This window comes from Streptomyces sp. CG 926, from assembly GCF_003148825.1.
Lineage (GTDB): Bacteria > Actinomycetota > Actinomycetes > Streptomycetales > Streptomycetaceae > Streptomyces.
Genome location: NZ_QGGZ01000024.1, coordinates 43448 through 68288, shown reverse-complemented (window position 1 = coordinate 68288; position 24841 = coordinate 43448). Strand labels below are relative to the sequence as shown.

Here is a 24841-nt window from a genome sequence, read left to right as displayed (position 1 = left end):
GAGGACCACGATGACTCGACTGAGTGCCGCGGGCAGTGCCGGGGGGCGTACCGCACCGTGCAGGATTCCTCCGCGCTCGTGCCGTGCGTCCCTGCACCACACGGAGGAACACCCCACATGAGCTTCGGCGACCCGCACAACCCGTACGGACAGCAGCCCCAGGCCCCGCAGGGCCAGCCCGGCTACGGCTACCCCCAGCAGGCTCCCCAGGGCGTCCCGCAGCAGGGTGGCTACGGCTACCCGCAGCAGGCCCCGCAGGCCTACCCGAGCGGCTACCCGGGCGGTCCGGGCGGATACCCCGGGGCCCAGATGGAGATGCCGGGCGGGGCGAAGGCCGCGCGCGTCATCCTCTTCATCGTGGGCGCCCTGCAGGTACTGGGCGGCCTGTTCTTCATCATCGGCGGTGCCGTGTTCGCCGCGGCGCTCTCGGACTCCTCCAGCTCCTCCGCCGAGGACGTGGGTGCCGCCGCCGGCACCGTGGGCGTCGTCCTGGGCATCCTGTTCATCGGCTTCGCCCTGTGGCCCATCCTGACCGCGGCCAAGATGGGCAAGGGCCGTGGCGGAGTGCGTGTCTCCGGCATCATCTACGGCTCGCTCCAGGTCCTCTTCGCCGTTCTCGGCATTCTGGCGAACCTGGTCGCGCTCGGCGCGAGCGAGCACACCACGGGATCCGGCGGCCTCACCGTCATCTCCGTGCTGCCCTCCCTGATCTCCCTCGCCCTCGGCCTCACGATCATCATCGGCCTCGCCAAGGCCGGGGACTACTTCCGCCGTCCCCAGTACTGAGCAGCCGTTCCTTCCGTACGCGGCGAAGGCCGCCACCCGCTGCGTGCGGGTGGCGGCCTTCGCCGTGTCGGGGGAGCCGGACTCAGTGGAAGAAGTGCCGGGTACCGGTGAAGTACATGGTCACACCGGCCTTCTTCGCGGCCTCGACGACCAGCTCGTCACGGACCGAACCGCCCGGCTGGACCACGGCCTTGATACCCGCAGCCGTCAGGATCTCCAGCCCGTCCGGGAAGGGGAAGAAGGCGTCGGACGCGGCGTACGAGCCCTGCGCGCGCTCGGCGCCCGCCCGCTCGACGGCGAGCTTCGCCGAGTCGACACGGTTGACCTGGCCCATGCCGACGCCGACCGAGGCGCCGTCCTTGGCGAGCAGGATCGCGTTGGACTTGACGGCCCGGCAGGCCTTCCACGCGAAGGCCAGCTCGGCGAGTTCGGCCGGGGACAGGGCGTCGCCGGTGGCCAGGGTCCAGTTGGCCGGGTCGTCGCCCTCGGCCTGGAAGACGTCCGACTGCTGGAGCAGCACGCCGCCGGAGACGGGCTTGAGGTCGCCGGGCTGGTGCGGGTGCCCGTCCACCTTCAGGACACGGATGTTCTTCTTCTTGGCCAGGATCTCGACCGCGCCGTCCTCGTAGGCGGGGGCGGCGATGACCTCGGTGAAGATCTCCGCGACCTGCTCGGCGAGCTCGACGGTCACCGGGCGGTTGACGGCGATGACGCCGCCGAAGGCCGACAGCGGGTCGCAGGCGTGCGCCTTGCGGTGGGCCGCGGCGACGTCCGCGTCGACCGCGATGCCGCACGGGTTGGCGTGCTTGATGATCGCGACGCAGGGCTCTTCGTGGTCGTAGGCGGCGCGGCGCGCGGCCTCGGTGTCCACGTAGTTGTTGAAGGACATCTCCTTGCCGTGCAGCTGCTCGGCGTTGGCGAGCCCGCCCGGCTGTCCGTCCGTGTAGAGGGCGGCGGCCTGGTGCGGGTTCTCGCCGTAGCGCAGGGTCGACTTGCGCTCCCAGGCGCCGGCCAGGAACTCGGGCAGGACCGCCTCGGGCTCCGGGGCGTACGCGTTCGTGAACCAGGAGGCCACCGCCACGTCGTAGGCGGCGGTGTGCTGGAAGGCCTCGGCCGCGAGCCGCTTGCGGGCGGTGAGGTCGAAGCCGCCGCCCTGGGCCGCCGCGATGACGTCGGTGTAGCGGGCCGGGCTGGTGACGACCGCGACCGAGGGGTGGTTCTTGGCGGCTGCGCGGACCATCGACGGACCGCCGATGTCGATCTGCTCCACGCACTCGTCGGGGGTGGCGCCCGACTGCACGGTCGCCAGGAAGGGGTAGAGGTTGACGATCACCAGGTCGAAGGGCTCGACGCCCAGCTCGGCGAGCTGGTTGCGGTGGTCCTCCAGGCGCAGGTCGGCGAGGATGCCGGCGTGCACGCGCGGGTGCAGGGTCTTGACCCGGCCGTCCAGGCACTCGGGGAAGCCGGTCAGCTCCTCCACCTTGGTGACGGGCACCCCGGCGGCGGCGATCTTCGAGGCGGTGGAGCCGGTGGAGACGAGCGCGACGCCCGCCTCGTGCAGCCCGCGGGCCAGCTCTTCCAGTCCCGTCTTGTCGTAGACGCTGATGAGCGCACGCCGGATCGGCCGCTGGTTCGTGGTCGGGTCGTTGCTCGCTGCGATGTCTGCGGCGGTCACTGGATTGTTACCTTTCGTCCCTCAATGCGGTAGCCGTGCCGGGCCAGACGCCCCACGACATCGACGAGCAGCTGGCGCTCGACTTCCTTGATGCGCTCATGGAGAGCGGCTTCGTCCTCTTCGTCCCGGACCTCGACCACACCCTGGGCGATGATCGGACCGGTGTCCACGCCGCTGTCCACGAAGTGGACCGTGCAGCCGGTGACCTTCGCCCCGTAGGCGAGGGCGTCCCGTACCCCGTGCGCGCCGGGGAAGGCCGGGAGGAGGGCGGGGTGGGTGTTGATGAACCGACCGCCGAAGCGGTCGATGAACACCTTGCCCACGATCTTCATGAATCCGGCGGACACGACGAGGTCCGGCGCGTAGGCGTCGGTCGCCTCGGTGAGCGCGACATCCCACTCCGCGCGGCTGCCGTAGCCCTTGACCGGGCAGACGAAGGTGGGAATCCCCGCCTTCTCGGCCCGCTCCAGGCCGGCGATGTTCTCGCGGTCGGCCCCCACGGCGACGACTTCGGCACCGAAGCCCTCGGATCCGCCGGGGTGGGCGTCGATGGCGTCGAGCAGGGCCTGGAGGTTGGTGCCGGAACCGGAGACCAGCACGACCAGGCGGGAGGCGGCCATGGGAGGCCCTTTCTCGCGGGATTGCGGTGTTCGTCTTGTGTGGTCATACGAAACTTCGGGGTACCGATATATGGGGAACCATACGAAGCCACCGACCGCCTGCAACGATACCGGTACACCGGACAGCCCCCGAGGGACGGGGGGACGGCCGGGCGGTAGCGTCTGGCGTACAAGCCACGAACTGGCCTCACCTCGCCACGACGTCCCGCGACGTCCATGACACAGGGGAAGAAACACACCCGATGCCGGACCGCCGTCAGCCCGACTCCCCCACCGACGACAACCCCTTCGCGGCTCCGCCGGAAGGCCGTCCCGACCAGCCGTGGCAGCCGCGCAACGGTGGTGGCGACGGCGACGGCAACGGCAACGGCCCGAAGGACTCGGACGGCGGGCGGGGTCCGGCGCGCTGGGACCCGACGGACCCGATCCAGCGCCGCGCCCGCTACGCGCTGCTGGCCGGCATGTGGGGCTTCTTCTTCGGGATCTTCGGGATCCCGTCGGTCGGACTGCTGCTCGGGGCACTCGCCCTGTACTGGGGAATCAGCGCACTGCGCGGCAAGCCCGCACCGGCGACCGCCGAGGGCGCCCCCGCGGCACCGACCGGCCTGGACGCCCTGGGCCCGGCGGCCCGCCCGCAGCGCACCGCGGCGGTGAGCGGGCTGGTCACGGCCGCGCTGGCGATCCTGCTGGCGTTCAGCTCGTACGCCCTGCAGCTCGCCTACAAGGACTTCTACGTCTGCCGCGACGACGCCCTCACCAAGTCGGCGGAACTCCAGTGCAACACCCTCCTCCCGGACAACGTGGTGGGCGACGTCCTGAAGGTCCGCCAGTAGCCGAGGCCCACCTTCCAGCCTCGCCGGCGTTTGAGGCGCGGGGTCCCATCCCAGCCTCGCCGGCGTTTGAGGCGCGGGGTCCCATCCCAGCCTCGCCGGCGTTTGAGGCGCGGGGTCCGGGGCGGAGCCCCGGCAGCGGCGCCGCAGCCGTCCCCCACCCGAACGGCCTACTCCGGTGGCGACTTTCGCCGAGCCAGCACCCGAGCCCCGACCACCGGCGGAGCCAACGGCGCTGACACCGGCTCAGCCGGAGGAACCGGCTTCGGCGCCAGCAGACCCGGATCCAGATCCAGCCCGGACACCACGGTGACGGCCCGCCGCCCCGGCCCCGCAGGCACGGCAGGCACGGCAGGCACGGCAGAAACAGGCGCGGCAGGCGCGACCGGCACGGCCTCCGGCACCACCGGAACCGCGGCAACCACCGGAGGTACCGGCGTGGACATGTCCGGAACCAGCGCCCCCGCCGCCTTCCGCAACGCCGCCCACCGGATCTCCCGCACCCCGCTGTCGTGCCACCCGTCGTCCACGGCCACCGCCTCATCGGCGTCCAGGCCCCCCGGCCCGATCGCCGGCCGGGTCCGCCACGCGTGCACCGCCACCGCGACCGGCACGGCCAGTACCGCCGTCCAGGCGAAGGCCGCCACCCCGACGGACCACCACACCGGCCCGAATTCCGACAGCCGCCGCGAACCCAGCGGCCCCGCCGCGGCCGCCGCGAGCCCGGTCATCGTCAGGCCGCACACCACCGCGCCGAGGGCCGCCGTGAGCGCCGTCTCCCCGTACGAGACCTCGCGCGCCCGGCGTACCGCGAACCAGCCCACCGCGAGCCCGGCGACCACCGGCACTCCTGCGACCGCCCAGGTCAGCGGGGTTCCGGACCCCTCGGCCGGGAGCGCCGCCAGCAGCGGGAAGCGGGGCAGCCCGGGCGCGCCCGGGAAGCCGAGCGGGGTCGCGGTCACCTCGGCGCCCAGGGCGAAGCCGGGCCCGAGGGCGTAGGCCGCTCCCCAGACCATGGCGTTGGGGATCAGGGTGAGAGCGAGGAGCAGGACGGCGAAGCGGCCCGACCACACCCCGGTCAGCGACAGGAAGGAGGCCTGGACCTCGGCTCCGTGCCAGGCGAGAGAGGCGCCGACGACGAGTGCGCCGCCGCCCAGGAGCACCAGGGACCCGCCCGCACCCGCCCGGAGCGCGAGGGCGTATCGGGGGCGCACAACAGCCCTCCGCACGCCCCCTGGTAGCCAGGACGGCAGTGGCCCGAGCGGACGCCCCCGGGCTCCCCACACCCCACCGGCGGCGGCGAGTACGGCCACCAGCGGGATGTGCCAGGCCGCGCTGATGGGGTCGGCCGACATGGGGCCGCCGGCGGCGTACACCGTGACGAGGGCCCCGACGGCGAGATATCCGCAGAGCACGGCCGAGAACACGGCCCCGGCGGGCAGCACCTCCTCGTCGTCGTCCTCGGCGGCCGCCCCGCTCCCCAACCGGGCGGCCCGCCGCATGAGCAGCACGGGCAGCGCCACCAGGAGCAGGGGCGTCATCCCGACGGGTGCGGGGACGCCGGAGAGGGTGTCGTAGCGCACCAGCTCGGTCCCGTGGGCGAGCAGCCACAGCCCGGCGGCCAGGTGCAGGGCCCCGCCGGGGCCGCTGTCGGGGTAGGGGGAACTGATCCACAGCACGATGACGAGCACGGCGAGGAAGCCGAGCCCGAGTCCGGCCGCCACGGCGCCGCCCACGACGCATGCGGCGGCGGCCGGTGAACGGCGCCGCACGCCGGCTCGCGGGGCCGCTGACAACGGGGTCCCGCGTTCGGTCACTTGGGTCACCCCGCCATGGTGCCAACGACACGCGCTATGGACGGGTAACAGGCGAATGCCCGTGGTGTCGCTCAATATACGTTTATGTACTTTATTGCCCAGAGCTGCCGGTTTGCGGGGAGTGTGGCATGACACGAAGCGTCGAGACGACCTCCCCAGAGGACTCGGAGCTGAGCCTGCCCGGCCCCAAGGAGCGCCGCAGGCTGCGCGAGGCGGCGGAACTGACGCACGATGAGGTCGCCGCGGCCGTGGGCGTCACCGCGGCGACCGTCCGCTCCTGGGAATCGGGCCGCACGGCCCCGCGCGGGCGCAAGCGCGAGGTGTACACACAGTTCCTGGCGCGCCTGGCCGCCCGACGGCACGACGGTGGTCCTGCCGGAGCGCCCGGGGAGGCGAAGCCGGCCGACGCGGCGGAGGAACCCGCCGCGGACCCGCCCGTCCCGGACCCGCCGACCCCGCAAGGGCCGATCTCGAACGGGCCGAGCCCACACCCGCAGACCACGGACGGGCCGAGCACAGACGGACCTACCTCGAACGGGCCTACCTCGAACGGGCCCACCTCGACCGGGCCGACCTCGGACGCCCCGGCCGAGCCCGACCAACTCCCCGACCAGTTGCCCGCCGAGGCCCCCACTGAGGCCCCCGTCCGGGTTCCGGTGCCGGGTCCGGCCGAGGCCTTCGACGCCCTCTACGCCCGTGCCGCCGGCGACCTCGCCCGGCAGGCCTACCTGCTCACCGGCCGCCGGGCACTCGCCCTGGAGGCCGTGGAGAAGGCCTTCGTCCAGGCCTGGGACCGGTGGCCCGAGGTGGCCGCCGACCCGGACCCGGTGGGCTGGGTGCGCGCGATCGCGTACGAGTACGCGCTCTCCCCCTGGCACCGCTTCCGGCGTGCCCACCGCCATCTCGACAAGCCCCCCGCCGAGCCCGCCGACCGGATCCTGCTCGACGCCCTGCTCTCGCTGTCGCCCGCGAACCGCCGTACCGTCCTGCTCTACGACGGCGTCGGCCTCGACCTGCCCGACACCGCGGCCGAGACCGAGGCGACCACGCCCACCGCGGGCAATCGGCTCGTGCACGCGCACGCCGACCTCGCCGACCGGATCCCCGAACTGGCCGACGTCCCGCTCGAAAAGCAGTCCGCGCTGCTGCGCCACCTGATCACCGCGCTGCGACCGGCCGGCGACCTCGAACCGCGCCCGGCGGCCGTCGTCCGCGGCGGCGGCGAGCGGCGCACCCGGATGTGGACCCGCGCGACCCTCAGCCTGACGGCGATGATCGCCGTCTCGACGTCCTACACGCTCATGACCGCGCCCACCCACTACGAGCCCCCGTTGGCACCCGGCGAGAGCGTCTCCGGGGTCCCCCCGCTCGCCGGCCCCCAGCAACTCACCGAACGCGGCAAGCAGCTCCACGACAAGCTGCGCGCCGACCCGGAGGCGGGACCGGCGCGGGTCGCCCCGCTACTCGAATGAGAAACGGGCGTGGCCCGCACCCCTGAGGGGTGCGGGCCACGCCCGTGTTCACGTGCGCCCGTACGGGGATCCGTACGGCGACCGCTTACTTACCGGCGAGAATCTCGCGCGCCAGCTTGGCGGTCTCGGTCGGCGTCTTGCCGACCTTCACGCCGGCGGCCTCGAGGGCCTCCTTCTTGGCCTGCGCGGTACCGGAGGAGCCGGAGACGATGGCGCCCGCGTGGCCCATGGTCTTGCCCTCGGGGGCGGTGAAGCCCGCGACGTAACCGACGACCGGCTTGGTGACGTTCTTCGCGATGAAGTCCGCCGCACGCTCCTCGGCGTCGCCGCCGATCTCACCGATCATCACGATCAGCTCGGTGTCCGGGTCGGCCTCGAAGGCCTCCAGGGCGTCGATGTGCGTGGTGCCGATGACCGGGTCGCCACCGATGCCGACGGCGGAGGTGAAGCCGATGTCACGGAGCTCGTACATCATCTGGTAGGTCAGCGTGCCCGACTTGGACACGAGACCGATCTTGCCGGGCTTGGTGATGTCGCCCGGGATGATGCCGGCGTTGGACTGGCCGGGGGTGATCAGACCCGGGCAGTTCGGGCCGATGATCCGGGTCTTGTTGCCCTTGGCGGTCGCGTACGCCCAGAAGGCGGCGGAGTCGTGCACCGCGATGCCCTCGGTGATGACGACGGCCAGCGGGATCTCGGCGTCGATCGCCTCGACCACGGCGGCCTTGGCGAAGGCCGGCGGGACGAAGAGGACGGAGACGTTGGCGCCCGTCTTCTCCATCGCCTCGGCGACGGAACCGAAGACCGGGACCTCGGTGCCGTCGAAGTCGACGGTGGTGCCGGCCTTGCGCGGGTTCACGCCGCCGACGATGTTGGTGCCGTCAGCCAGCATCAGCTTGGTGTGCTTCATGCCCGTGGCACCGGTCATGCCCTGGACGATGACCTTGCTGTCCTTGTTGAGGAAGATAGCCATGTGAGTCTGTGACCTCTGCCCTTACTTCGCAGCCGCGAGCTCGGCGGCCTTGTCGGCCGCGCCGTCCATGGTGTCCACGCGCTGGACCAGCGGGTGGTTGGCGTCCGAGAGGATCTTGCGACCCAGCTCGGCGTTGTTGCCGTCGAGACGGACGACCAGCGGCTTGGTGACCGCCTCGCCCTTGTCCGCGAGCAGCTGCAGCGCCTGGACGATGCCGTTGGCGACCTCGTCGCACGCGGTGATGCCGCCGAAGACGTTGACGAAGACGGACTTGACGTCCGGGTCGCCGAGGATGATCTCGAGACCGTTGGCCATGACGGCGGCGGAGGCGCCACCGCCGATGTCCAGGAAGTTGGCGGGCTTGACGCCACCGTGGTTCTCGCCGGCGTACGCGACGACGTCGAGGGTGCTCATGACGAGACCCGCGCCGTTGCCGATGATGCCGACCTCACCGTCGAGCTTGACGTAGTTGAGGTTCTTCGCCTTGGCGGCGGCCTCGAGCGGGTTCGCGGCCGCGTGGTCCACGAACTCCTCGTGACCCGGCTGGCGGAACTCGGCGTTCTCGTCGAGCGAGACCTTGCCGTCGAGCGCGATGACGTCGCCGTTGGCGACCTTCGCGAGCGGGTTGACCTCGACGAGGAGCGCGTCCTCGGCGATGAAGGTCGCCCACAGGGTCACGAGGACCTCGGCGACCTTCTCGGCGACCTCGGCCGGGAACTGCGCCAGCGCGACGATCTCGCGGGCCTTCTCGATGGTCACGCCCTCGTTGGCGTTCACCGGGACCTTGGCGAGCTTCTCCGGGGTCTCCTCGGCGACCTGCTCGATGTCCATGCCGCCCGCGACGGACGCCATGGCGAGGAAGGTGCGGTTGGTCCGGTCGAGGAGGTACGAGACGTAGTACTCCTCCAGGATCTCCGGAGCCGTCTCGGCGATCATCACCTTGTGGACCGTGTGGCCCTTGATGTCCATGCCGAGGATGTCCGTCGCCCGGGCGACGGCCTCGTCCGGGGTGGCGGCCAGCTTCACGCCGCCGGCCTTGCCGCGGCCGCCGACCTTCACCTGCGCCTTGACGACCGACTTGCCGCCCAGCCGCTCGGTGGCCTCGCGAGCCGCCTCAGGCGTGTCGATGACTTCACCGGCCAGCACCGGTACACCGTGCTTGGCGAAGAGGTCCCTCGCCTGGTACTCGAACAGGTCCACGCGCGTCCGTCCCTTGTCTTCAAAGATTCGCAGTGATTCGCGGTTGTCTGCTATCTGCGTGGGCGTGCCGCGGAGGGCAACGTGACGGCGCTGTCACAAGGAAGGCGCACACGGTGACCGTGGACGCGGCATGTCCGTCCCGCAGGTTATCCCCGAGGGCCGTGGGTCCCTAAATCGCAGATCACACCTGAGCGGTGATACCTGTCACAGAACACCTCACGGTTGAACTGGAAGTTCGTGTGATTCACCGATTCACAGCAGCAGACGGGACGCGCCGGCCGGGAAACCGTCAGGGGATCGGCAGGGGGCGCTTCTCCAGCGCCGCGGCCATCACCTCCGGGAACAGGTCGGGAGTGCAGGCGAAGGCCGGTGCCCCAAGTGCCGCAAGGGCTGCGGCGTGCTCGCGGTCGTAGGCCGGGGCGCCCTCGTCGGACAGGGCCAGGAGGGTCACGAACTCCACGCCCGCCCCCTTCATCGCGGCGACCCGCTTGAGCATCTCGTTGCGGATTCCGCCCTCGTAGAGATCACTGATGAGGACGACGACGGTGTCGGCGGGCCGGGTGATCTTCGATTGGCAGTAGGCGAGCGCGCGGTTGATATCGGTGCCACCGCCCAATTGGGTGCCGAAGAGCACGTCGACCGGGTCGTCGAGCTGGTCGGTCAGATCGACGATCGCGGTGTCGAAGACGACCAGACGGGTGGCGAGGGAACGCATGGAGGCGAGGACCGCGCCGAAGACGGAGGCATAGACGACGGAGGCCGCCATCGAACCCGACTGGTCGATGCAGAGGATCACCTCCTTCTTCACCGATTGCGCCGCCCGGCCGTACCCGATCAGCCGCTCGGGGACGACGGTGCGGTACTCGGGCAGGTAGTTCTTGAGATTGGCCTTGATCGTGCGGTTCCAGTCGATGTCGTGGTGGCGGGGCCAGCTGATCCGGGCGGAGCGGTCCAGGGCGCCGGTGAGCGTCGCCCGGGTGCGGGTCGCGAGCTTCTTCTCCAGCTGCTCGACCACCTTGCGGACCACGGCCCGCGCCGTCTCCTTCGTCGTCTCGGGCATCGCCTTGTTCAGCGAGAGCAGGGTGCCGACCAGGTGCACGTCCGGTTCGACGGCCTCCAGCATCTCCGGCTCCAGCAGCAGGGCGGCCAGGCCCAGCCGCTCGATGGCATCGCGCTGCATGACCTGGACCACGGAGCTCGGGAAGTACGTACGGATGTCCCCGAGCCAGCGCGCCACATTCGGCGCGGACCCGCCGAGCCCGGCCGACCGAGCCCCCGACGTCCTGCGGGACCCCGATTCGCCGCCCCCGCCGTACAGCGCGCCGAGCGCGGCGTCCATCGCCGCGTCCCGCCCGGTCAGCGCGCACCCGGTGCCGTCCGCCTCACCCCCGCCGAGCACCATCCGCCACCGCCGCAACCGCTCGCCTCCGACGAGGTCGCCGGTGTGCTGCTCTCCCGCACTCACGTCCGTACCGTTCACGTCCCTGTCCCCCTGCACTCGTCGTACCTCCCTTTCAGCCCCGCCGGCGTTTGAGGCGCGGGGGCCCGGGGGCAGCGCCCCCGCAACGGCGCCGCACGCCCCCTCAGGCCGCCGCGAGCAGCATCCGCACCAGCCCCACCACCGCATCCGCCCGCTCCGGGTCCAGCTCCGGGGCGAAGCCCGCAGGGGCGGCGGATGCCGAACCCGCCGCCACCGCCCCGCCGGGACCGCGTCGCACCAACTCGCCCAAGGTCCGCTTCACACCCGGCTCGTACGCCCCGAACGTCCGCCGCAACAGCGGAAGCACATCGGTGAACGCCCGCTCCGGCACCCCGACCAGCCAGGTGTCGATCAGGCCCAGCAGCCGGTCGTCGTGGACCAGCAGCGTGCCCCCGCCGGAGCTGCCCCCCGCGAAGCCCTCGATCCAGCCCGCCGCGTCGGCCGGGGAGGACACCGGGGACAGGGCGAGCCCCATCAGCCGGGCCGTCTCCTCGGCCGGCAGCCGCCCGTCGTCGAGGAGCAGCCGGGCCGCCCGGCCGCGGATCACGCCGGGCACGGTGTCCCGGTCGGCCAGCACCGTGAGCACCGCGGACCAGCGCTCCCGCAGCCCCTCGTCGGTGTCCGCCAGCAGCCCGATCGCCCCGTGCACCCCGTCCACGTGGCCGCGCATCTCCGCCGCCGCGTCGGCGTCCAGTCCGGCCGTGCAGGCCGAGGGCAGCGCCACGCATATCCGCTCGGCGAGCCCGGCCGCCACGGCGCCGAGCGCCGTCGCGTCGGTGCCGCGGACGTCCCCGTACCGCAGCGAACGGGCCAGGGCCGGCAGCGCCTTGGCGAGCCGCGCCACGTCGGTGTCCAGCGCGGCCCGGTCCGCGAGGGCCCGCAGTACGGCGGGCAGCGCCTGCGCGAGCCCGGCCAGCAGGCACTGCTCGGCCAGGGCCGTCACCTCGCCCAGCTCCTCGGCCCCGGCGGCGTCCGCCTCGGCCTTGGCGGTGGCCGCGCCGAGGACGGTGGTCCCCCAGATGCCGGCCTCGGCGATCCGCACCGACAGCTCCGGCTCCCACCGCAGCCGCCAGGTCTCCCGGAAGGTTCCGGTGCCGGCCCGGGACGCGGTGGGGGTGCCCCAGCCGATGCCGAGCATCCGCAGCCGGTGCAGCAGCAGGGACTTCGCCGTGTCGGTGTCCTTGCGCAGGTCCAGTTCCAGCTCGCGGTCCTGCGCCTCGGCCTTGAGTCGCAGCGTGCGCTGCTGTCGTGTCAGGTCGCGGTGGAGGGGTACGACGGGGGCTCCGTCGGGGACCTCGCCGAGCACGTCGCCGACGACGAGCCGGTCCTCGATCAGTGCGAGCGGTATGTCGGAGCCGTCGCACATCACCGCCCGGACCGCTTCCAGGGTCTCCGTCAGGCCCGGCAGCGGCCGGCCGCGCATCGCGGCGAGGGTCTCGGCCAGCCGGACCGCCTCGATGACGTGTGCCGAGGAGACCTGCCGGTCCTCCTCGCGCAGCAGTCCGGCGACCTTGGTCAGCCACCGCTCGACGGGCCGGTCCCGGGCGGTGAAGAGGTGGGCGTACCAGCCGGGGGAGGTGATTCCCGCGCCGTATCCGCCGGCCCGGGCGAGCCTGCGGTGGGTCCAGGGCACCCAGGTGGTCTCCACCTTGACCTTCGGCAGGCCGCTCAGCAGGGCCTTGTCGGCGGCCACGGTGGTTCTGGCCCGCAGTGCGGGCACGTGCCAGGCCCCGCACACCACGGCGTAGGCGTCGCCGAACTCCCGGCGGGCGGCCCGCATCCGCTGCCGCATGTACGCCTCGCGCACCAGGTCGCGCCGGTGGCCCCCGTCGCCGTACGCCTCGCGCAGGGCGCCCATGGCGTCCCCGAGCGCCTCGAAGGCGCCGAGTACGTCCTGCCCCGCGCCCCGTGCGCCGCGGTGCTCGACCACGTCCTCCCACCAGCGCTCGGGATCGTCGTACCCGGCGGTCTCGGCGAGCACGGCGAGCGGGTCCAGCCGGACGGTGTCGGACGCGTCCCCTTCCGGCCCGTCCGCTCCGGTGGCGAGCGAGTGCGCCGCCGGGAGGTCGATGAACCGGACCGGGACGTCGTGCTCCTGGGCCCAGCGGATGGCCACCCACTCGGGCGAGAAACCGGCCAGCGGCCAGAACGCGGCCCGGCCCGGATCGTCCGCGGCGTGCGCGAGGAGCGCGACCGGCGGTCGCATCCCCTTCTCGGCGGCGAGCGGCAGCAGCGCGTCCCCCTCGGGCGGACCCTCGATCAGTACCGCCTCGGGCCGGGCCGCCTCCAGGGCCGCGCGGACGGCGCGGGCCGAGCCGGGTCCGTGGTGCCGTACGCCGAGCAGCAGCGGGCCCTGCGACGGGCTCGGGCTCATACCGTCACCTCCCGGCAGGCCCGGTAGAAGTCCTTCCAGCCGTCGCGCTCACGGACCACGGCCTCCAGGTACTCCTGCCAGACCACCTTGTCGGCCGCGGGGTCGCGGACGACGGCGCCGAGGATCCCGGCGGCCACGTCGGAGGGGCGCAGCACGCCGTCCCCGAAGTGGGCGGCCAGGGCCAGGCCGCCGGTGACGACGGAGATGGCCTCGGCGGTGGACAGCGTGCCGCTGGGCGACTTCACCTTCGTGCGGCCGTCGTCGGTGACCCCGTCGCGCAGCTCGCGGAAGACGGTGACGACGCGGCGGATCTCCTCCAGGCCCTCGGGCGCGGCCGGCAGGTCGAGGGCGCGGCCCATCTGGTCGACGCGGCGGGCGACGATGTCGACCTCGGCGTCGGCGGTGGCGGGCAGGGGCAGCACCACGGTGTTGAAGCGGCGGCGCAGCGCGCTGGACAGTTCGTTCACCCCGCGGTCCCGGTCGTTGGCGGTGGCGATGAGGTTGAAGCCGCGCACGGCCTGCACCTCTTCGCCGAGTTCCGGTATCGGCAGGGTCTTCTCGGACAGGACGGTGATGAGGGTGTCCTGGACGTCGGCGGGGATGCGGGTCAGTTCCTCGACGCGGGCGGTCATGCCCTCGGCCATGGCCCGCATGACGGGGCTGGGGACGAGCGCCTCGCGGCTGGGGCCGTGGGCGAGCAGCCGGGCGTAGTTCCAGCCGTAGCGGATGGCTTCCTCGGGGGTGCCGGCGGTGCCCTGGACGAGGAGGGTGGAGTCTGCGCTCACGGCCGCCGCGAGGTGTTCGGAGACCCAGGTCTTGGCGGTGCCGGGGACGCCCAGCAGGAGGAGGGCGCGGTCGGTGGCCAGGGTGGTGACGGCGACCTCGACGATGCGGCGCGGCCCCACGTACTTGGGTGTGATCACCGTGCCGTCGTCGAGGGTGCCGCCGAGCAGGTAGGTGGCGACGGCCCACGGGGAGAGCTTCCAGCGGGTCGGGCGGGGCCGGTCGTCGGCGGCCGCCAGGGCTTTCAGTTCGTGTGCGAAGGCGTCTTCGGCGTGCGGTCGCAGAGCCTCTGCTCGCTGCTCGTTCTCGGGCATGGTCATGGTCCCCCTCCAAAGCTCGGCAGCCGCTCCCGACTGCTGACCCCACGGTGCACCACGCCACTGACAACGACCCCGGGTGACAGCGTTGTTGCTGGTCAGAGCGATTGTCAGTGGGGGTCTCTACGGTGGTTCACATGACTGATCAGGGGGACCGCTGGACAGCGGAACAGGTACTGGATCTGGCTCCTGACGACGCCTCACGCAAGGCGGGGGGCAGACTCGGCGGGGCAGGGCCGTGGTTGCAGATCGGAGGTTCCGCTTCCGGTTCTGTGTGGGGGTTGTGCAAGGGCAGCGGCAGCAAGCCGTACCGCACGGTCGTGGACCTGACGGGCCCCGCGTACAAGTGCTCCTGCCCGAGCCGGAAGTTCCCCTGCAAGCACGCGCTGGGGTTGCTGCTGCTCTGGTCGGCCGAGGGGGTGGGCGAGCCGGGCGAGGCTCCGGAGTGGGCCGCACCGTGGCTGGCGGACCGGGCGGCCAAGGCGGCGCGGCCGCCCGGTGGGAGGGCCGCCCCGGTCGACGAGGAGGGCGCTCGGAAACGGGCCGAGCGGCGGGCGGCGCGCGTGGGGGCGGGCGTCATCGAGCTGGAACAGCGGCTCGCCGATCTGCTGCGGGGCGGCCTTGCGGGCCAGGAGCAGGTCGGATACGCGGGGTGGGAGGAGACGGCGGCCCGCATGGTCGACGCCCAGGCTCCCGGACTGGCCGGGCGGGTAAGGGAGTTGGGGACGATACCCAGTTGCGGCCCCGGCTGGCCCGCCCGGATGCTGGAGGAGGCGGCGCTGCTGCACCTGCTCGACCGGGCGTGGTTGGGGGTGGCCGGGCTGCCGGGAGAGTTGGCGGCAACGGTGCGCAGCCGCGTGGGACTGCCGGCCTCCGGGGAGGGGGAGGCCGTACGGGACCGGTGGCTGGTGCTCGCCCGGTACGACACGGTGTCGCCGGACGGTCGGCTCACCACCCGCCGGACATGGCTGCGCGGGCTGGCGGGCGGGCGACCGGCGCTGGTGCTGGACTTCGGACCGCCCGGGCGGCCACCGGGGCCGGCGCTTCCGATGGGGCTGGCGCTGGAGGCGGAGATGCGCTTCCGGCCCGGGTCTGCGGGGTTGCGGGCGGACCTCGGTGAGAGGTTCGCGGCAGCCGTGCCGTGCGCGGAGGTGCCGGCCGGGGTGAGCACGGGGGCGGCGCTGGAGGCGTACGGGGCGGCGCTGCGGCAGGACCCGTGGCTGGAGTCCTGGCCGGTGGTGCTCGGTCCGGTGGTTCCGATACCGGGAGAGCTCGGCTGGCAGCTGGCGGACGCGGAGGGCACCTGCGCACTGCCGGTGCCCCTGACCGGGGGTGGTGGCCGCTCCCGCGGGGGGCTGTGGCAGCTGGCGGCGTTGTCGGGCGGGGGCCCGGTGACGGTGTTCGGCGAATGCGGCCACCGTGGCTTCACCCCCCTGACGGCCTGGCAGCCGGACTCGACCGAGCCCGTCGCCCTGTCCTGATCAGGGCCGGAAGAAAGAAGCACATCGCAGGGGGCCTGGGGGGTCCTGTGCCGTCACAAGGGGGCGGCGGCAAAGGAAGACGTACGGCGCCGGGGGGCGCCGCACGCGAAACGACGACGAGCCGGGGGGCTTGCATGAACGACAACCACGCCAGCTGAGCAGGCGGACGGGGACATCGACAGCTCCGGTCCCGCGGAGGGGGCGGGACCGGAGCCCATGACACGACGAACGACCGACGACGAGCGACGAGCGACGAGCGACGAGGGAGGGGCCCGATGGACCAGGGTGACGAGGGGTACGGGGAGTGGGAGGAGCTGGTCGCCACCGCGCTGCTGGGCACCGAGCGGCGCCGGGGCGGGGGCCCGGCGGGCTCGCCGGAGGCGCTGCTGGACGCGGCGGCCGTACATGCCGTACGGCGCCGGGCCGGGCTGCGACCGGCCGAGGCCGGGCCGCGCCCAGATCCCGCGCCCCACGACCCCCGGCCGGCGCCACCGGAGGCGGCCGGCCGCAGGTTGGCGCAGTTGCTGGCCGGGCGGAGCGGTCCGGTGGCCGGCGGCGGGCGGCGCGGGAGCGCTCCGGACCTGACGGAGCTGTTGCCGCAGTGGCTGGCCGCGGCCGCGCGGCACGGCTTCCGGTCACCGGCCGCGCTCGTACCGGCGTTGCTGGACGCCGCCCGAGCCCGTACGGACCTTCGGCCTCAGGCCTTGGCCCTGGCCGGGACGCGGGGGTTGTGGCTGGCGCGGATGAATCCGGACTGGCGGTTCGCCCTGCGCGGGGGTTCGGGCGGCGCCGGGGAGCTGCCCGCGGTGACGGACCGGGCAGCGGTGGAACGACTGTGGCAGGAAGGGCTGTTCGCGGAGCGGGTCGCCCTGCTCGGGGCCGTCCGCGCCCATGAGGCGGCGGCCGCGCCGCGGCTGTTGACGACGACCTGGGCCACCGAACGGGCCGAGGACCGGCTGATGTTCCTCGATTCCCTGAGGGTGGGGCTGTCGATGGAGGACGAGCCCTTCCTGGAGGCGGCGTTGGGTGACCGTAGCCGCAATGTCCGTGCCACGGCCGCCGAGTTGCTCTCGGCGCTGCCGACCTCGGCGCTGGCGGGGCGGATGGCGGAGCGCGCACTGGCCTGCGTAGGACCCGAGGGGGTGACTCCGCCGGCCGAGTGCGACGCGGGGATGCTCCGTGACGGGGTGGTCAAGCGGCCGCCCGCCGGCCGCGGGGAGCGGGCCTGGTGGCTCGGCCAGTTGGTGGAGGCGGCGCCGCTGTCGTGTTGGCGGGAGCGGTTCGGGGGGCTCGACCCGGCGGAGACAGTGGCGCTGCCGGTGGCCGCGGGCGACGGCTGGACGGAGGAGTTGCACGCGGCGTGGTGCCGGGCCGCCGTGCGTCAGCGCGACGCGCCGTGGTCGCGGGCCCTGCTCGGCCCGCCGTCCGCGCCGCCCGCGGCGGGACCGGGCACGGCCTCGCTCGCGGAACGGGCCAAGTTGCTGGAGACCCTCCCGCACGCGGAGCGGGCGGAGTGGGTCGCGGAGTTCATACGGGCCCACGGGCTGTCGGAGGCGTTCCAGCTGCTCGGGGTGTGCGTGGTGCCGTGGGCGGGGGCGCTGGGCCGGGCGGTCGTGGACGCGTTGGACACGGCCCGGGACGCGGGCAGCTACCCGTGGAGCTTCAGCGGGGTGATGGGCCTGGCGGAGCGTTGCCTCGATCCTGCGGAAGCGGGCCGCCTGGAGGCCCTGACCACGGCCGCGGAGGAGCTCCCGGACGGGACACCCGGCGCGGCCGCGTACTGGGCGGAGGCATTCCAGCGGCTCGTCTCGACCCTTCGCCTGCGCGCGACGATGCTGGCCGAACTGACGCCGGCGTAGCCCCTGCGGGGAAGCTCGGCCGCCTCTTGCCGATCTTGTCGCCGGGCCCGCGTCGTTCGGTGCCGGGCAGCGAGGGCGCGGCACGATCCGACAGGGACGACCTGGGCCGGAGCGCGCCGGGCCACGCACCTGGACCCGCCCCGAGGCCCGCGCCTCGAACGTCGCCGAGGCCGAATGCGGGCGTCGCGGGGCCGCGCGGCCCGAAGTCCGGTGCTCCACCGAGCCGTCCGAGCCGTCCGAGCCGTCCGAGCCGTCCGAGCCGCAACGGCTCGCCGGGCCGCGCGGGCGCTGCCCGACGCCGCCCGGCGCTGCCTGGCGCCGCCCGGTTCCTGCCGAACCGCCGAAGGCTACTGGCGGACGTGGGCGTTGACCCACTCCACGATGGCGGTCGTCGTCGCGCCCGGCGTGAAGATCTCGGCCACGCCCTTCTCCTTCAGAGGGGCGATGTCGTCCTCGGGGATGATGCCGCCGCCGAAGACCTTGATGTCCTCCGCGTCGCGCTCCTTGAGGAGTTCCAGCACGCGCGCGAACAGCGTGTTGTGGGCGCCGGAGAGGATCGAGAGGCCGATCGCGTCGGCGTCCTCCTGGATGGCGGTGTCCACGATCTGCTCGGGGGTCTGGTGGAGGCCGGTGTAGATGACCTCCATGCCCGCGTCCCGCAGCGCTCGCGCGATCACCTTGGCCCCGCGGTCGTGGCCGTCGAGACCCGGCTTGGCCACCACCACACGGATCGGACCGGTCACACCCATCGCACTGCCTCCCGAGTGAACGAACGTTAAGTACAGCATCGCGCACGCCGCCGTTTCGCGGTCGACCACGAGGGGGAAATCACACGTGGGACGGCATTGCGCCACCGTGCCGACAGCCGCACGGCACGGTGGTGCGACCGCCGCGGTCCCGCTGAGGCTCAGGGGAGGCCGTCGATGGGGCTGTCCATACCCATGTCCATGCCCTTGTCCGGCGCCGCGCTGCGGGCCGGCGCACTCGAGGTGATGGTGTTCGGCGGGCACATCCTGCTGTATCCCACCGGAGTGTGCCAGGAAAAGGTCACCGCCCGCCCGCCCGCGACACGGCCGCCGGTCCTCCTCCTCCACGGATTCACCGACAACCGGTCGGTCTTCGTCCTGCTGCGCCGCGCCCTCGGGGCGGGAGGCCGGCACGTGGAGGCGTACAACTACTCGCCCTTCACCCTCGACCTGCGCGTCACCGCCCGCCATCTCGCCCGGCGTGTCGAGGAGCTGTGCGAACGCACCGGCCAGGAGCGGGTGGATCTGGTCGGGCACAGCCTGGGCGGACTGGTCGGCCGGTACTACGTGCAGCGACTCGGCGGCGACAGCCGCGTCCGGACCCTCGTCACCCTCGGCACCCCGCACTCCGGCACCCGGGTCGCCCCCTTCATGGACGCGCACCCGCTGATCCGCCAGATACGCCCGGACTCCGAGGTGCTGGCCGAGCTCGCCTCACCCGCTCCCGGCTGCACCACCCGGTGCGTGGCGTTCTGGAGCGAGTTCGACGCCATCATGACTCCGGTCGGGACCGCGCGGATCGAGCACCCGGATCTGTGTGTGGAGAACGTGCAGGTCACCGGTATCGGACATCTTGCGCTGGCCGTCCATCCCGCCGTCATCGCGGCGGTCCGGCGCGCCCTCGACGGGCCCGGTCTGGTCGCCGTCACGGGCGCCGACGCCGCCTCCGTCGCCTAGCCGACGAGCGACCGGCAGTCGAACTAATTTCGAACTCAAGGCCAAGGGTCCGCATTTCGGCGACCGAAAGACGGCCGAATGCCCGGTTCCGGAGATCTGGGGACCCGGCGAAGATTGTCGTGGCGAGTAACCGCCGGGTACAGTCACGCCACTGCTCTCCTCCGGTGAACCTTGCGTTCCCGGCCACCCAGGCCCCCACTGCCGAGGCGAAAGAGAAGTTGGTGAACGACCGCCCCACGTCGGGCCAGTATCCGGATCCCGGGTACGACGGCCTTTCCACCACCGCTTTCGCTGGTGATTCCACCTACCCTGCCTATGAAACGCAGGGTCAGGGAGTCAACTACGCCGCCTACGGTTCTTACGAAACGGGCGCGTACGACGCCACCGCGTGGGCCTCGCAGGACAGTTACCTGTCCACGATCCCGACCCAGGCCGCCCCCGAGGACACCACCGGGAGCTGGGACGCGAGCGCCTGGAGCACGCCGAGCGCGGACCACTCCGGTTACACGCAGTACCAACAGCCCTCCTTCGGCTACGACACCTCCGGCGAGCACACCGGGCACTGGGCGATGCCGGGCTACGGCACCACCGGCACCGAGACCGGCGCCTACGACGCCACCGCCTGGAACACCGTCGCCGAGGCCCCGGCCCAGCCCGAGGTCGCCTACGGGTACGAGTACCAGCCCGCGCCGGAACCCGCGCAGCAGGAGTACACGTACCAGGCGACCACCGTCGGCTACGCCTACGAGGCCACCCAGGCCGTGGTCGTCGACGCCGGCCACCAAGGCAACTTCGAGACCGGCTTCGACACCGGTTTCGACGCCGGGTCCGCCGCCTACAGCGAGACCGCCGTCTTCGAGGTGCTCTCCGAGGACACGCCGCAGGTCCACGACGCACACCAAGCGCACGAGGCGCCCGAGGCGTTCGAACTGCCCGACGCCCACGACCTGCCCGAGGTCCACGACCTCCCCACCCAGACCATGCCCGTGACCTCGACCCCGCGCTCCGCGCGCCGGACGGGCGCCAAGGGCAACGGCAAGGCCGGCGCCGCCGCCAAGGCGAGCGGTGGCGGCGCGGGCAGCAGTGGCAACAGCCGTCGCCGCAACCCGGCGAAGCGTTCCGCCCTGCTGACCGTGGCCGTGCCCTCCGCCTGCGTGATGGGTGTCGCGGGCGTCGCGGCCGCCTCCGTCGGCGGCCTCACCGACACGGATCGGCCCGCCGAGGCGCCCACCACGCTGGCCGCGCCCGACCCGGCCTCGGTGAAACCGGTCGCGGCGAACACCAAGCTCGACACCCAACTGGTCGCGCTCAGCGCCGACGCGGGCGACTTCGCGGACCGCGCGAGCCGTACGCAGGAGCGCATCGACCTGCGCGAGCGCCAGGAAGAGGAAAAGAAGAAGAAGGCGGAGGAGGCCGCGGCCAAGGAGGCCGCCCGCCCGAAGTTCGCCATCCCGGTCGAGCAGCACGGTCTGAGCGCCAACTTCGGTCAGGCCGGCGGCATGTGGATGTCGGTGCACACCGGCATCGACTTCCCGGTCTCCTACGGCACCCCGGTCATGTCGGCCACCGACGGCACCGTGCGCACCCAGTACAACAGCGCTTACGGGAACATGGCGATAGTGACCGCGCCCGACGGCACCGAGACCTGGTACTGCCACCTCAGCTCCACCAAGATCCGCGGCGGCAAGGTCAAGGCGGGCGACGTCATCGCCTACTCGGGCAACTCGGGCAACTCCACCGGCCCGCACCTGCACTTCGAGGTCCGGCCCGGCGGCGGGTCCGCGATCGACCCCCTGCCCTGGCTGCGCAGCCACGGTCTGGACCCGACGTAACTCCCGTACCCCAGCACCTGATCCGAGCGCCGCGCGGCCCGAAGGCCGCGCGGCGTTCGTCGTCCTGCAGCGTCCTAGAGCTTCTGCACCGGCGCGTAGCGCAGCAGCAGCCGCTTGGGCTTGTCGTCCCCGAAGTCGATGGTGGCCTGCGCGTCCGCGCCCGCGCCCTTGACCTCCATGACGGTGCCGAGTCCGAACTGGTCGTGCGTGACCCGGTCCCCGACCACCAGGGCGATGACCGGCTTGTCGGCGGCCCGCCGCGTCGCGAAGCCGGACGGCCCCGACTTCGTACGCGACGAGGACAGGAACGCCTCGGGCGAGGTGCCGAACGTCGCCTTGCCCGATCCGGACGACGACGATCCGTATCCCGAGCTCCGCATCGGACCCGCCGGCTTCTGCGTCGCGCCCGTCCGCTTCCACTGGAGGTACTCGGCCGGGATCTCCTCCAGGAACCGTGACGGCGGGTTGTACGAGGGCGTGCCCCACGCGCTGCGCATGCTGGAGCGCGTCAGGTACAGCCGCTCCCGCGCCCGGGTGATGCCCACGTAGGCGAGGCGGCGCTCCTCCTCCAGCTCCTTGGTCTGGCCCAGCGCCCGCATGTGCGGGAAGACCCCGTCCTCCATGCCGGTCAGGAAGACCACCGGGAATTCGAGGCCCTTGGCGGTGTGCAGGGTCATCAGCGTGATGACGCCCGTGCCCTCGGTGTCCTCGTCCGGGATCTGGTCGGAGTCGGCGACGAGCGCGACCTGCTCCAGGAACTCGGCCAGGGTGCCGGACCCGGGAGCCGGGGCGCCGGTCTCGGCGGCTTCGGCGGCCGCGGCCTCCCGCGCCTGCTCGAACTCCAGCGCCACGGCCGCGAGCTCCTGCAGGTTCTCGATGCGCGTCTCGTCCTGCGGGTCGGTCGAGGCCTGCAGTTCGGCGAGGTAGCCCGTCCGCTCCAGCACCGCTTCCAGTACCACCGCCGGGCCCGCGCCCGAGTCGACGATCGTGCGCAGCTCCTCCATCAGCACGTTGAACCGCTTCACCGCGTTGGTGGAGCGGGCGGCCATGCCGAAGGCCTCGTCCACGCGGCGCAGGGCCTGCGGGAAGGTGATCTTCTCGCGCATCGCGAGGGCGTCGATCATCGCCTCGGCGCGTTCGCCGATGCCGCGCTTGGGCACGTTCAGGATGCGCCGCAGCGGGACGTTGTCCTCGGGGTTCGCCAGGACGCGCAGGTACGCGAGGACGTCGCGGACCTCCTTGCGCTCGTAGAAGCGGACGCCGCCGACGACCTTGTACGGCAGTCCGACCCGGATGAAGATCTCCTCGAACACGCGGGACTGCGCGTTGGTCCGGTAGAAGATCGCCACGTCGCCGGCCTTGGCGTCGCCCGCGTCCGTCAGCCGGTCGATCTCGTCGGCGACGAACTGGGCCTCGTCGTGCTCGGTGTCCGCGACGTAGCCGGTGATGACGGCGCCGGTGCCGGCCTGGGTCCACAGGTTCTTGGCGCGGCGGTTCTCGTTGCGCTCGATGACCGCGTTGGCCGCGGAGAGGATCGTCTGCGTGGAGCGGTAGTTCTGCTCCAGCAGGATCGTCGTCGCGTCCTTGTAGTCCTCCTCGAACTGGAGGATGTTGCGGATGGTCGCGCCGCGGAAGGCGTAGATCGACTGGTCGGCGTCACCCACGACGCACAGCTCGGCCGGGGGCAGGTCCGGATAGCCGGTGCCGACCAGCTCGCGCACCAGCGTGTACTGCGCGTGGTTGGTGTCCTGGTACTCGTCGACCAGGACGTGCCGGAAGCGGCGCCGGTAGTGCTCGGCGACGTCCGGGAACGCCTGGAGCAGGTGGACCGTGGTCATGATGATGTCGTCGAAGTCGAGGGCGTTGGCCTCGCGCAGCCGCCCCTGGTACATCGCGTACGCCTGGGCCAGGGTCTTCTCGAAGCCGTCCACGGCCTGGTCGGCGAAGGCTTCGTCGTCGATCAGCTCGTTCTTCAGGTTCGAGACCTTGGCGTTGAAGGCCTTCGGCGGGAACTTCTTCGGGTCCAGGTCCAGGTCGCGGCAGACGAGCGCCATCAGGCGCTTCGAGTCGGCCGCGTCGTAGATCGAGAACGAGGACGTGAAGCCGAGCCGCTTGGACTCGCGGCGCAGGATGCGTACGCACGCGCTGTGGAAGGTGGAGACCCACATGGCGTTCGCGCGCGGGCCGACCAGGCCCTCGACGCGCTCCTTCATCTCACCGGCGGCCTTGTTGGTGAAGGTGATCGCCAGGATCTGGCCGGGGTGGACGTTGCGCGCGGACAGCAGGTGTCCGATGCGGTGGGTCAGCACGCGGGTCTTGCCGGAGCCGGCGCCGGCCACGATGAGCAGCGGGGAGCCGGCGTGGACCACGGCCGCGCGCTGCTCCTCGTTGAGTCCGTCCAGGAGCGTCGCCGGGTCGATGACGGGCCTGGGGGCGCCGTCCCGGTAGTACGCGTCCCCGCTCATGGGTACGTCGAACTGCCCCCCGAAGAGATCGTCCGCGCCCGCTTCGGGGGCGGCGTGGTCCTCGGGCGGCGGCGGGACCTCGTCGGAGGGGGTGAGGTCCGTCAGGAAACTGTCGTCAAAGAGGCTGCTCATCGCATTCCGAGTCTAGGGGGCGGGACCGACAGGCCAGCACGAGTTCGAGCAGACCGGGAAAACGGAGCTCCAGGTCCTCGCGGCGCAGCGCGAGGAAGAGCTTGCGGCCCTGGGGGCGCTGACAGATGAGCCCGCTCTCGCGCAGCGTCTTGAGGTGGTGCGTGACGCTGGATCGGGGCAGGTCGGGGACGACCTCGCCGCAGAACGCCTCCTCGCCGGAGGCCAGCTTGCGGACGATCTCCAGCCGGACGGGGTGTCCGAGCGCCGCCAGCACGTCGACCAGCTCGATGCGGTCTGCGGCGGGGTGGATCGGCTCGGCGGCGGCAGCAGGCATGACCCCACTGTACGCAGATCTCGTACGGACACCGCCCGACCGTTCGAAGATCTCGTACCGTCCGAACGCGTCCCGGCGCTTCGAGAGCGGCCGGAGGTCGTCACGGCCGGCGGCCGTCAGGGCCGGCGGCCGTCAGGGCCGGCGGCCGTCAGGGCCGGCGGCCGTCAGGGCCGGCGGCCGTCAGGGCCGGCGGCCGTCAGGGCCGGGGCCGACCCGCCCCCCGGGCCGACCGGGCCGCCTCGTACGCTCGACGCCATGGACGTACTCATCAGTGTCTTCGTCGGCCTGCACATCATCGGGATCGCCGCGCTCCTCGGTGGCTTCCTGACCCAGATGAAGGCGATGAGCGCGGGCACCGCCCGTTTCACGCCCGCCATGCTGCACGGTGCGCTCACCATGCTCGTCACCGGCGTCCTCCTGGTCGGCTTCAACCAGATGGACGGGACCCCCGTCAACAACGTCAAGGTCGGCGTGAAGCTCGCGCTCCTCTTCGTGATCCTCTGCCTCGTCTACGTCAAGCGCGACGAGGAGCACGTGGACAAGGCGATGTTCGGGGCGGTCGGCGGGCTGACCGTGATCAACATCTTCATCGCCCTTCTCTGGCACTGACCCACTCCACAACGATCCGCTCCGGTCCTCGAAGGCCGACTCCGGTCGTATCGAGCCACTTACGATCATCTCGTCATCCGCCCGTTACCTTCGGGTCTA

Annotated in this window: 19 protein-coding genes; 8 read left to right on the top strand and 11 right to left on the bottom strand. The window is 72.4% G+C overall.

Features of this window, described 5'->3' with window-relative positions; translation table 11 throughout:
• Positions 1 to 117: 117 nt before the first annotated feature.
• Positions 118 to 786 carry a hypothetical protein gene (locus BCL76_RS37585; protein WP_109783990.1) on the top strand — a complete coding sequence of 223 codons (669 nt, stop codon included), beginning with the start codon at positions 118 to 120 and terminating at the stop codon, positions 784 to 786.
• A gap of 82 nt (positions 787 to 868) precedes the next feature.
• Here BCL76_RS37585 and purH read toward each other — a convergent pair whose 3' ends face one another.
• On the bottom strand, positions 869 to 2461 hold the full coding sequence (gene purH / locus BCL76_RS37580; protein WP_258310142.1) for a bifunctional phosphoribosylaminoimidazolecarboxamide formyltransferase/IMP cyclohydrolase: 1593 nt from the start codon (positions 2459 to 2461) through the stop codon (positions 869 to 871).
• Positions 2458 to 3081 carry a phosphoribosylglycinamide formyltransferase gene (purN, locus tag BCL76_RS37575; RefSeq protein WP_109783989.1) on the bottom strand — a complete coding sequence of 208 codons (624 nt, stop codon included), beginning with the start codon at positions 3079 to 3081 and terminating at the stop codon, positions 2458 to 2460. The genes purH and purN overlap by 4 nt, the downstream gene beginning before the upstream one ends.
• A 242-nt stretch (positions 3082 to 3323) precedes the next feature.
• Here purN and BCL76_RS37570 point away from each other — a divergent pair, with 242 nt between their 5' ends.
• Positions 3324 to 3914, top strand: coding sequence for a hypothetical protein (locus BCL76_RS37570; protein WP_109783988.1), 591 nt, complete (start codon positions 3324 to 3326; stop codon positions 3912 to 3914).
• Between the two features lie 167 nt (positions 3915 to 4081).
• On the opposite strand, the gene BCL76_RS37565 is transcribed toward BCL76_RS37570, so the two are convergent.
• The gene (locus BCL76_RS37565; RefSeq protein WP_146228516.1) at positions 4082 to 5737 is read right to left on the bottom strand and encodes a cell division protein PerM; all 1656 of its coding nucleotides are present in this window, start codon (positions 5735 to 5737) and stop codon (positions 4082 to 4084) included.
• Between the two features lie 119 nt (positions 5738 to 5856).
• Here BCL76_RS37565 and BCL76_RS37560 point away from each other — a divergent pair, with 119 nt between their 5' ends.
• Complete coding sequence (locus BCL76_RS37560; protein ID WP_109783986.1) at positions 5857 to 7200, top strand: helix-turn-helix domain-containing protein; 1344 nt, start codon at positions 5857 to 5859, stop codon at positions 7198 to 7200.
• An 85-nt stretch (positions 7201 to 7285) separates the two neighbouring features.
• Here the strand turns inward: BCL76_RS37560 and sucD are convergent, their stop codons facing one another.
• The 5 genes from sucD to BCL76_RS37535 form a co-directional block, all read right to left on the bottom strand.
• Complete coding sequence (gene sucD, locus BCL76_RS37555; RefSeq protein ID WP_030763151.1) at positions 7286 to 8173, bottom strand: succinate--CoA ligase subunit alpha; 888 nt, start codon at positions 8171 to 8173, stop codon at positions 7286 to 7288.
• Between the two features lie 21 nt (positions 8174 to 8194).
• On the bottom strand, positions 8195 to 9373 hold the full coding sequence (sucC, locus tag BCL76_RS37550) for an ADP-forming succinate--CoA ligase subunit beta (RefSeq protein WP_030389142.1): 1179 nt from the start codon (positions 9371 to 9373) through the stop codon (positions 8195 to 8197).
• Between the two features lie 289 nt (positions 9374 to 9662).
• Complete coding sequence (locus BCL76_RS37545) at positions 9663 to 10775, bottom strand: VWA domain-containing protein (RefSeq protein ID WP_109783998.1); 1113 nt, start codon at positions 10773 to 10775, stop codon at positions 9663 to 9665.
• Between the two features lie 181 nt (positions 10776 to 10956).
• On the bottom strand, positions 10957 to 13227 hold the full coding sequence (locus BCL76_RS37540) for a DUF5682 family protein (protein WP_109783985.1): 2271 nt from the start codon (positions 13225 to 13227) through the stop codon (positions 10957 to 10959).
• Positions 13224 to 14330, bottom strand: coding sequence for an ATP-binding protein (locus BCL76_RS37535; protein WP_030712728.1), 1107 nt, complete (start codon positions 14328 to 14330; stop codon positions 13224 to 13226). The genes BCL76_RS37540 and BCL76_RS37535 overlap by 4 nt, the downstream gene beginning before the upstream one ends.
• Positions 14331 to 14464: 134 nt before the next feature.
• Between BCL76_RS37535 and BCL76_RS37530 the strand changes: the two genes are divergently transcribed.
• Positions 14465 to 15808, top strand: coding sequence for an SWIM zinc finger family protein (locus BCL76_RS37530; RefSeq protein ID WP_109783984.1), 1344 nt, complete (start codon positions 14465 to 14467; stop codon positions 15806 to 15808).
• A 275-nt stretch (positions 15809 to 16083) separates the two neighbouring features.
• Positions 16084 to 17667: a DUF5691 domain-containing protein gene (locus BCL76_RS37525; RefSeq protein WP_109783983.1), complete on the top strand. Its 1584-nt coding sequence runs from the start codon at positions 16084 to 16086 to the stop codon at positions 17665 to 17667.
• A 347-nt stretch (positions 17668 to 18014) separates the two neighbouring features.
• Here the strand turns inward: BCL76_RS37525 and BCL76_RS37520 are convergent, their stop codons facing one another.
• Positions 18015 to 18416: a cobalamin B12-binding domain-containing protein gene (locus BCL76_RS37520; RefSeq protein WP_030712743.1), complete on the bottom strand. Its 402-nt coding sequence runs from the start codon at positions 18414 to 18416 to the stop codon at positions 18015 to 18017.
• Between the two features lie 174 nt (positions 18417 to 18590).
• Here BCL76_RS37520 and BCL76_RS37515 point away from each other — a divergent pair, with 174 nt between their 5' ends.
• The gene (locus BCL76_RS37515; RefSeq protein ID WP_109783982.1) at positions 18591 to 19370 is read left to right on the top strand and encodes an esterase/lipase family protein; all 780 of its coding nucleotides are present in this window, start codon (positions 18591 to 18593) and stop codon (positions 19368 to 19370) included.
• A gap of 221 nt (positions 19371 to 19591) precedes the next feature.
• Positions 19592 to 21202: a M23 family metallopeptidase gene (locus BCL76_RS37510; protein WP_258310141.1), complete on the top strand. Its 1611-nt coding sequence runs from the start codon at positions 19592 to 19594 to the stop codon at positions 21200 to 21202.
• Between the two features lie 74 nt (positions 21203 to 21276).
• Here the strand turns inward: BCL76_RS37510 and pcrA are convergent, their stop codons facing one another.
• Together pcrA and BCL76_RS37500 are read right to left on the bottom strand one after the other, a co-directional pair.
• Positions 21277 to 23799, bottom strand: a complete 2523-nt coding sequence (pcrA, locus tag BCL76_RS37505; RefSeq protein WP_109783981.1) for a DNA helicase PcrA — start codon at positions 23797 to 23799, stop codon at positions 21277 to 21279.
• Positions 23783 to 24133, bottom strand: coding sequence for an ArsR/SmtB family transcription factor (locus tag BCL76_RS37500; protein WP_037883516.1), 351 nt, complete (start codon positions 24131 to 24133; stop codon positions 23783 to 23785). The genes pcrA and BCL76_RS37500 overlap by 17 nt, the downstream gene beginning before the upstream one ends.
• A gap of 255 nt (positions 24134 to 24388) precedes the next feature.
• Here BCL76_RS37500 and BCL76_RS37495 point away from each other — a divergent pair, with 255 nt between their 5' ends.
• Complete coding sequence (locus tag BCL76_RS37495; protein WP_030763123.1) at positions 24389 to 24742, top strand: hypothetical protein; 354 nt, start codon at positions 24389 to 24391, stop codon at positions 24740 to 24742.
• The last annotated feature ends 99 nt before the right edge of the window (positions 24743 to 24841 follow it).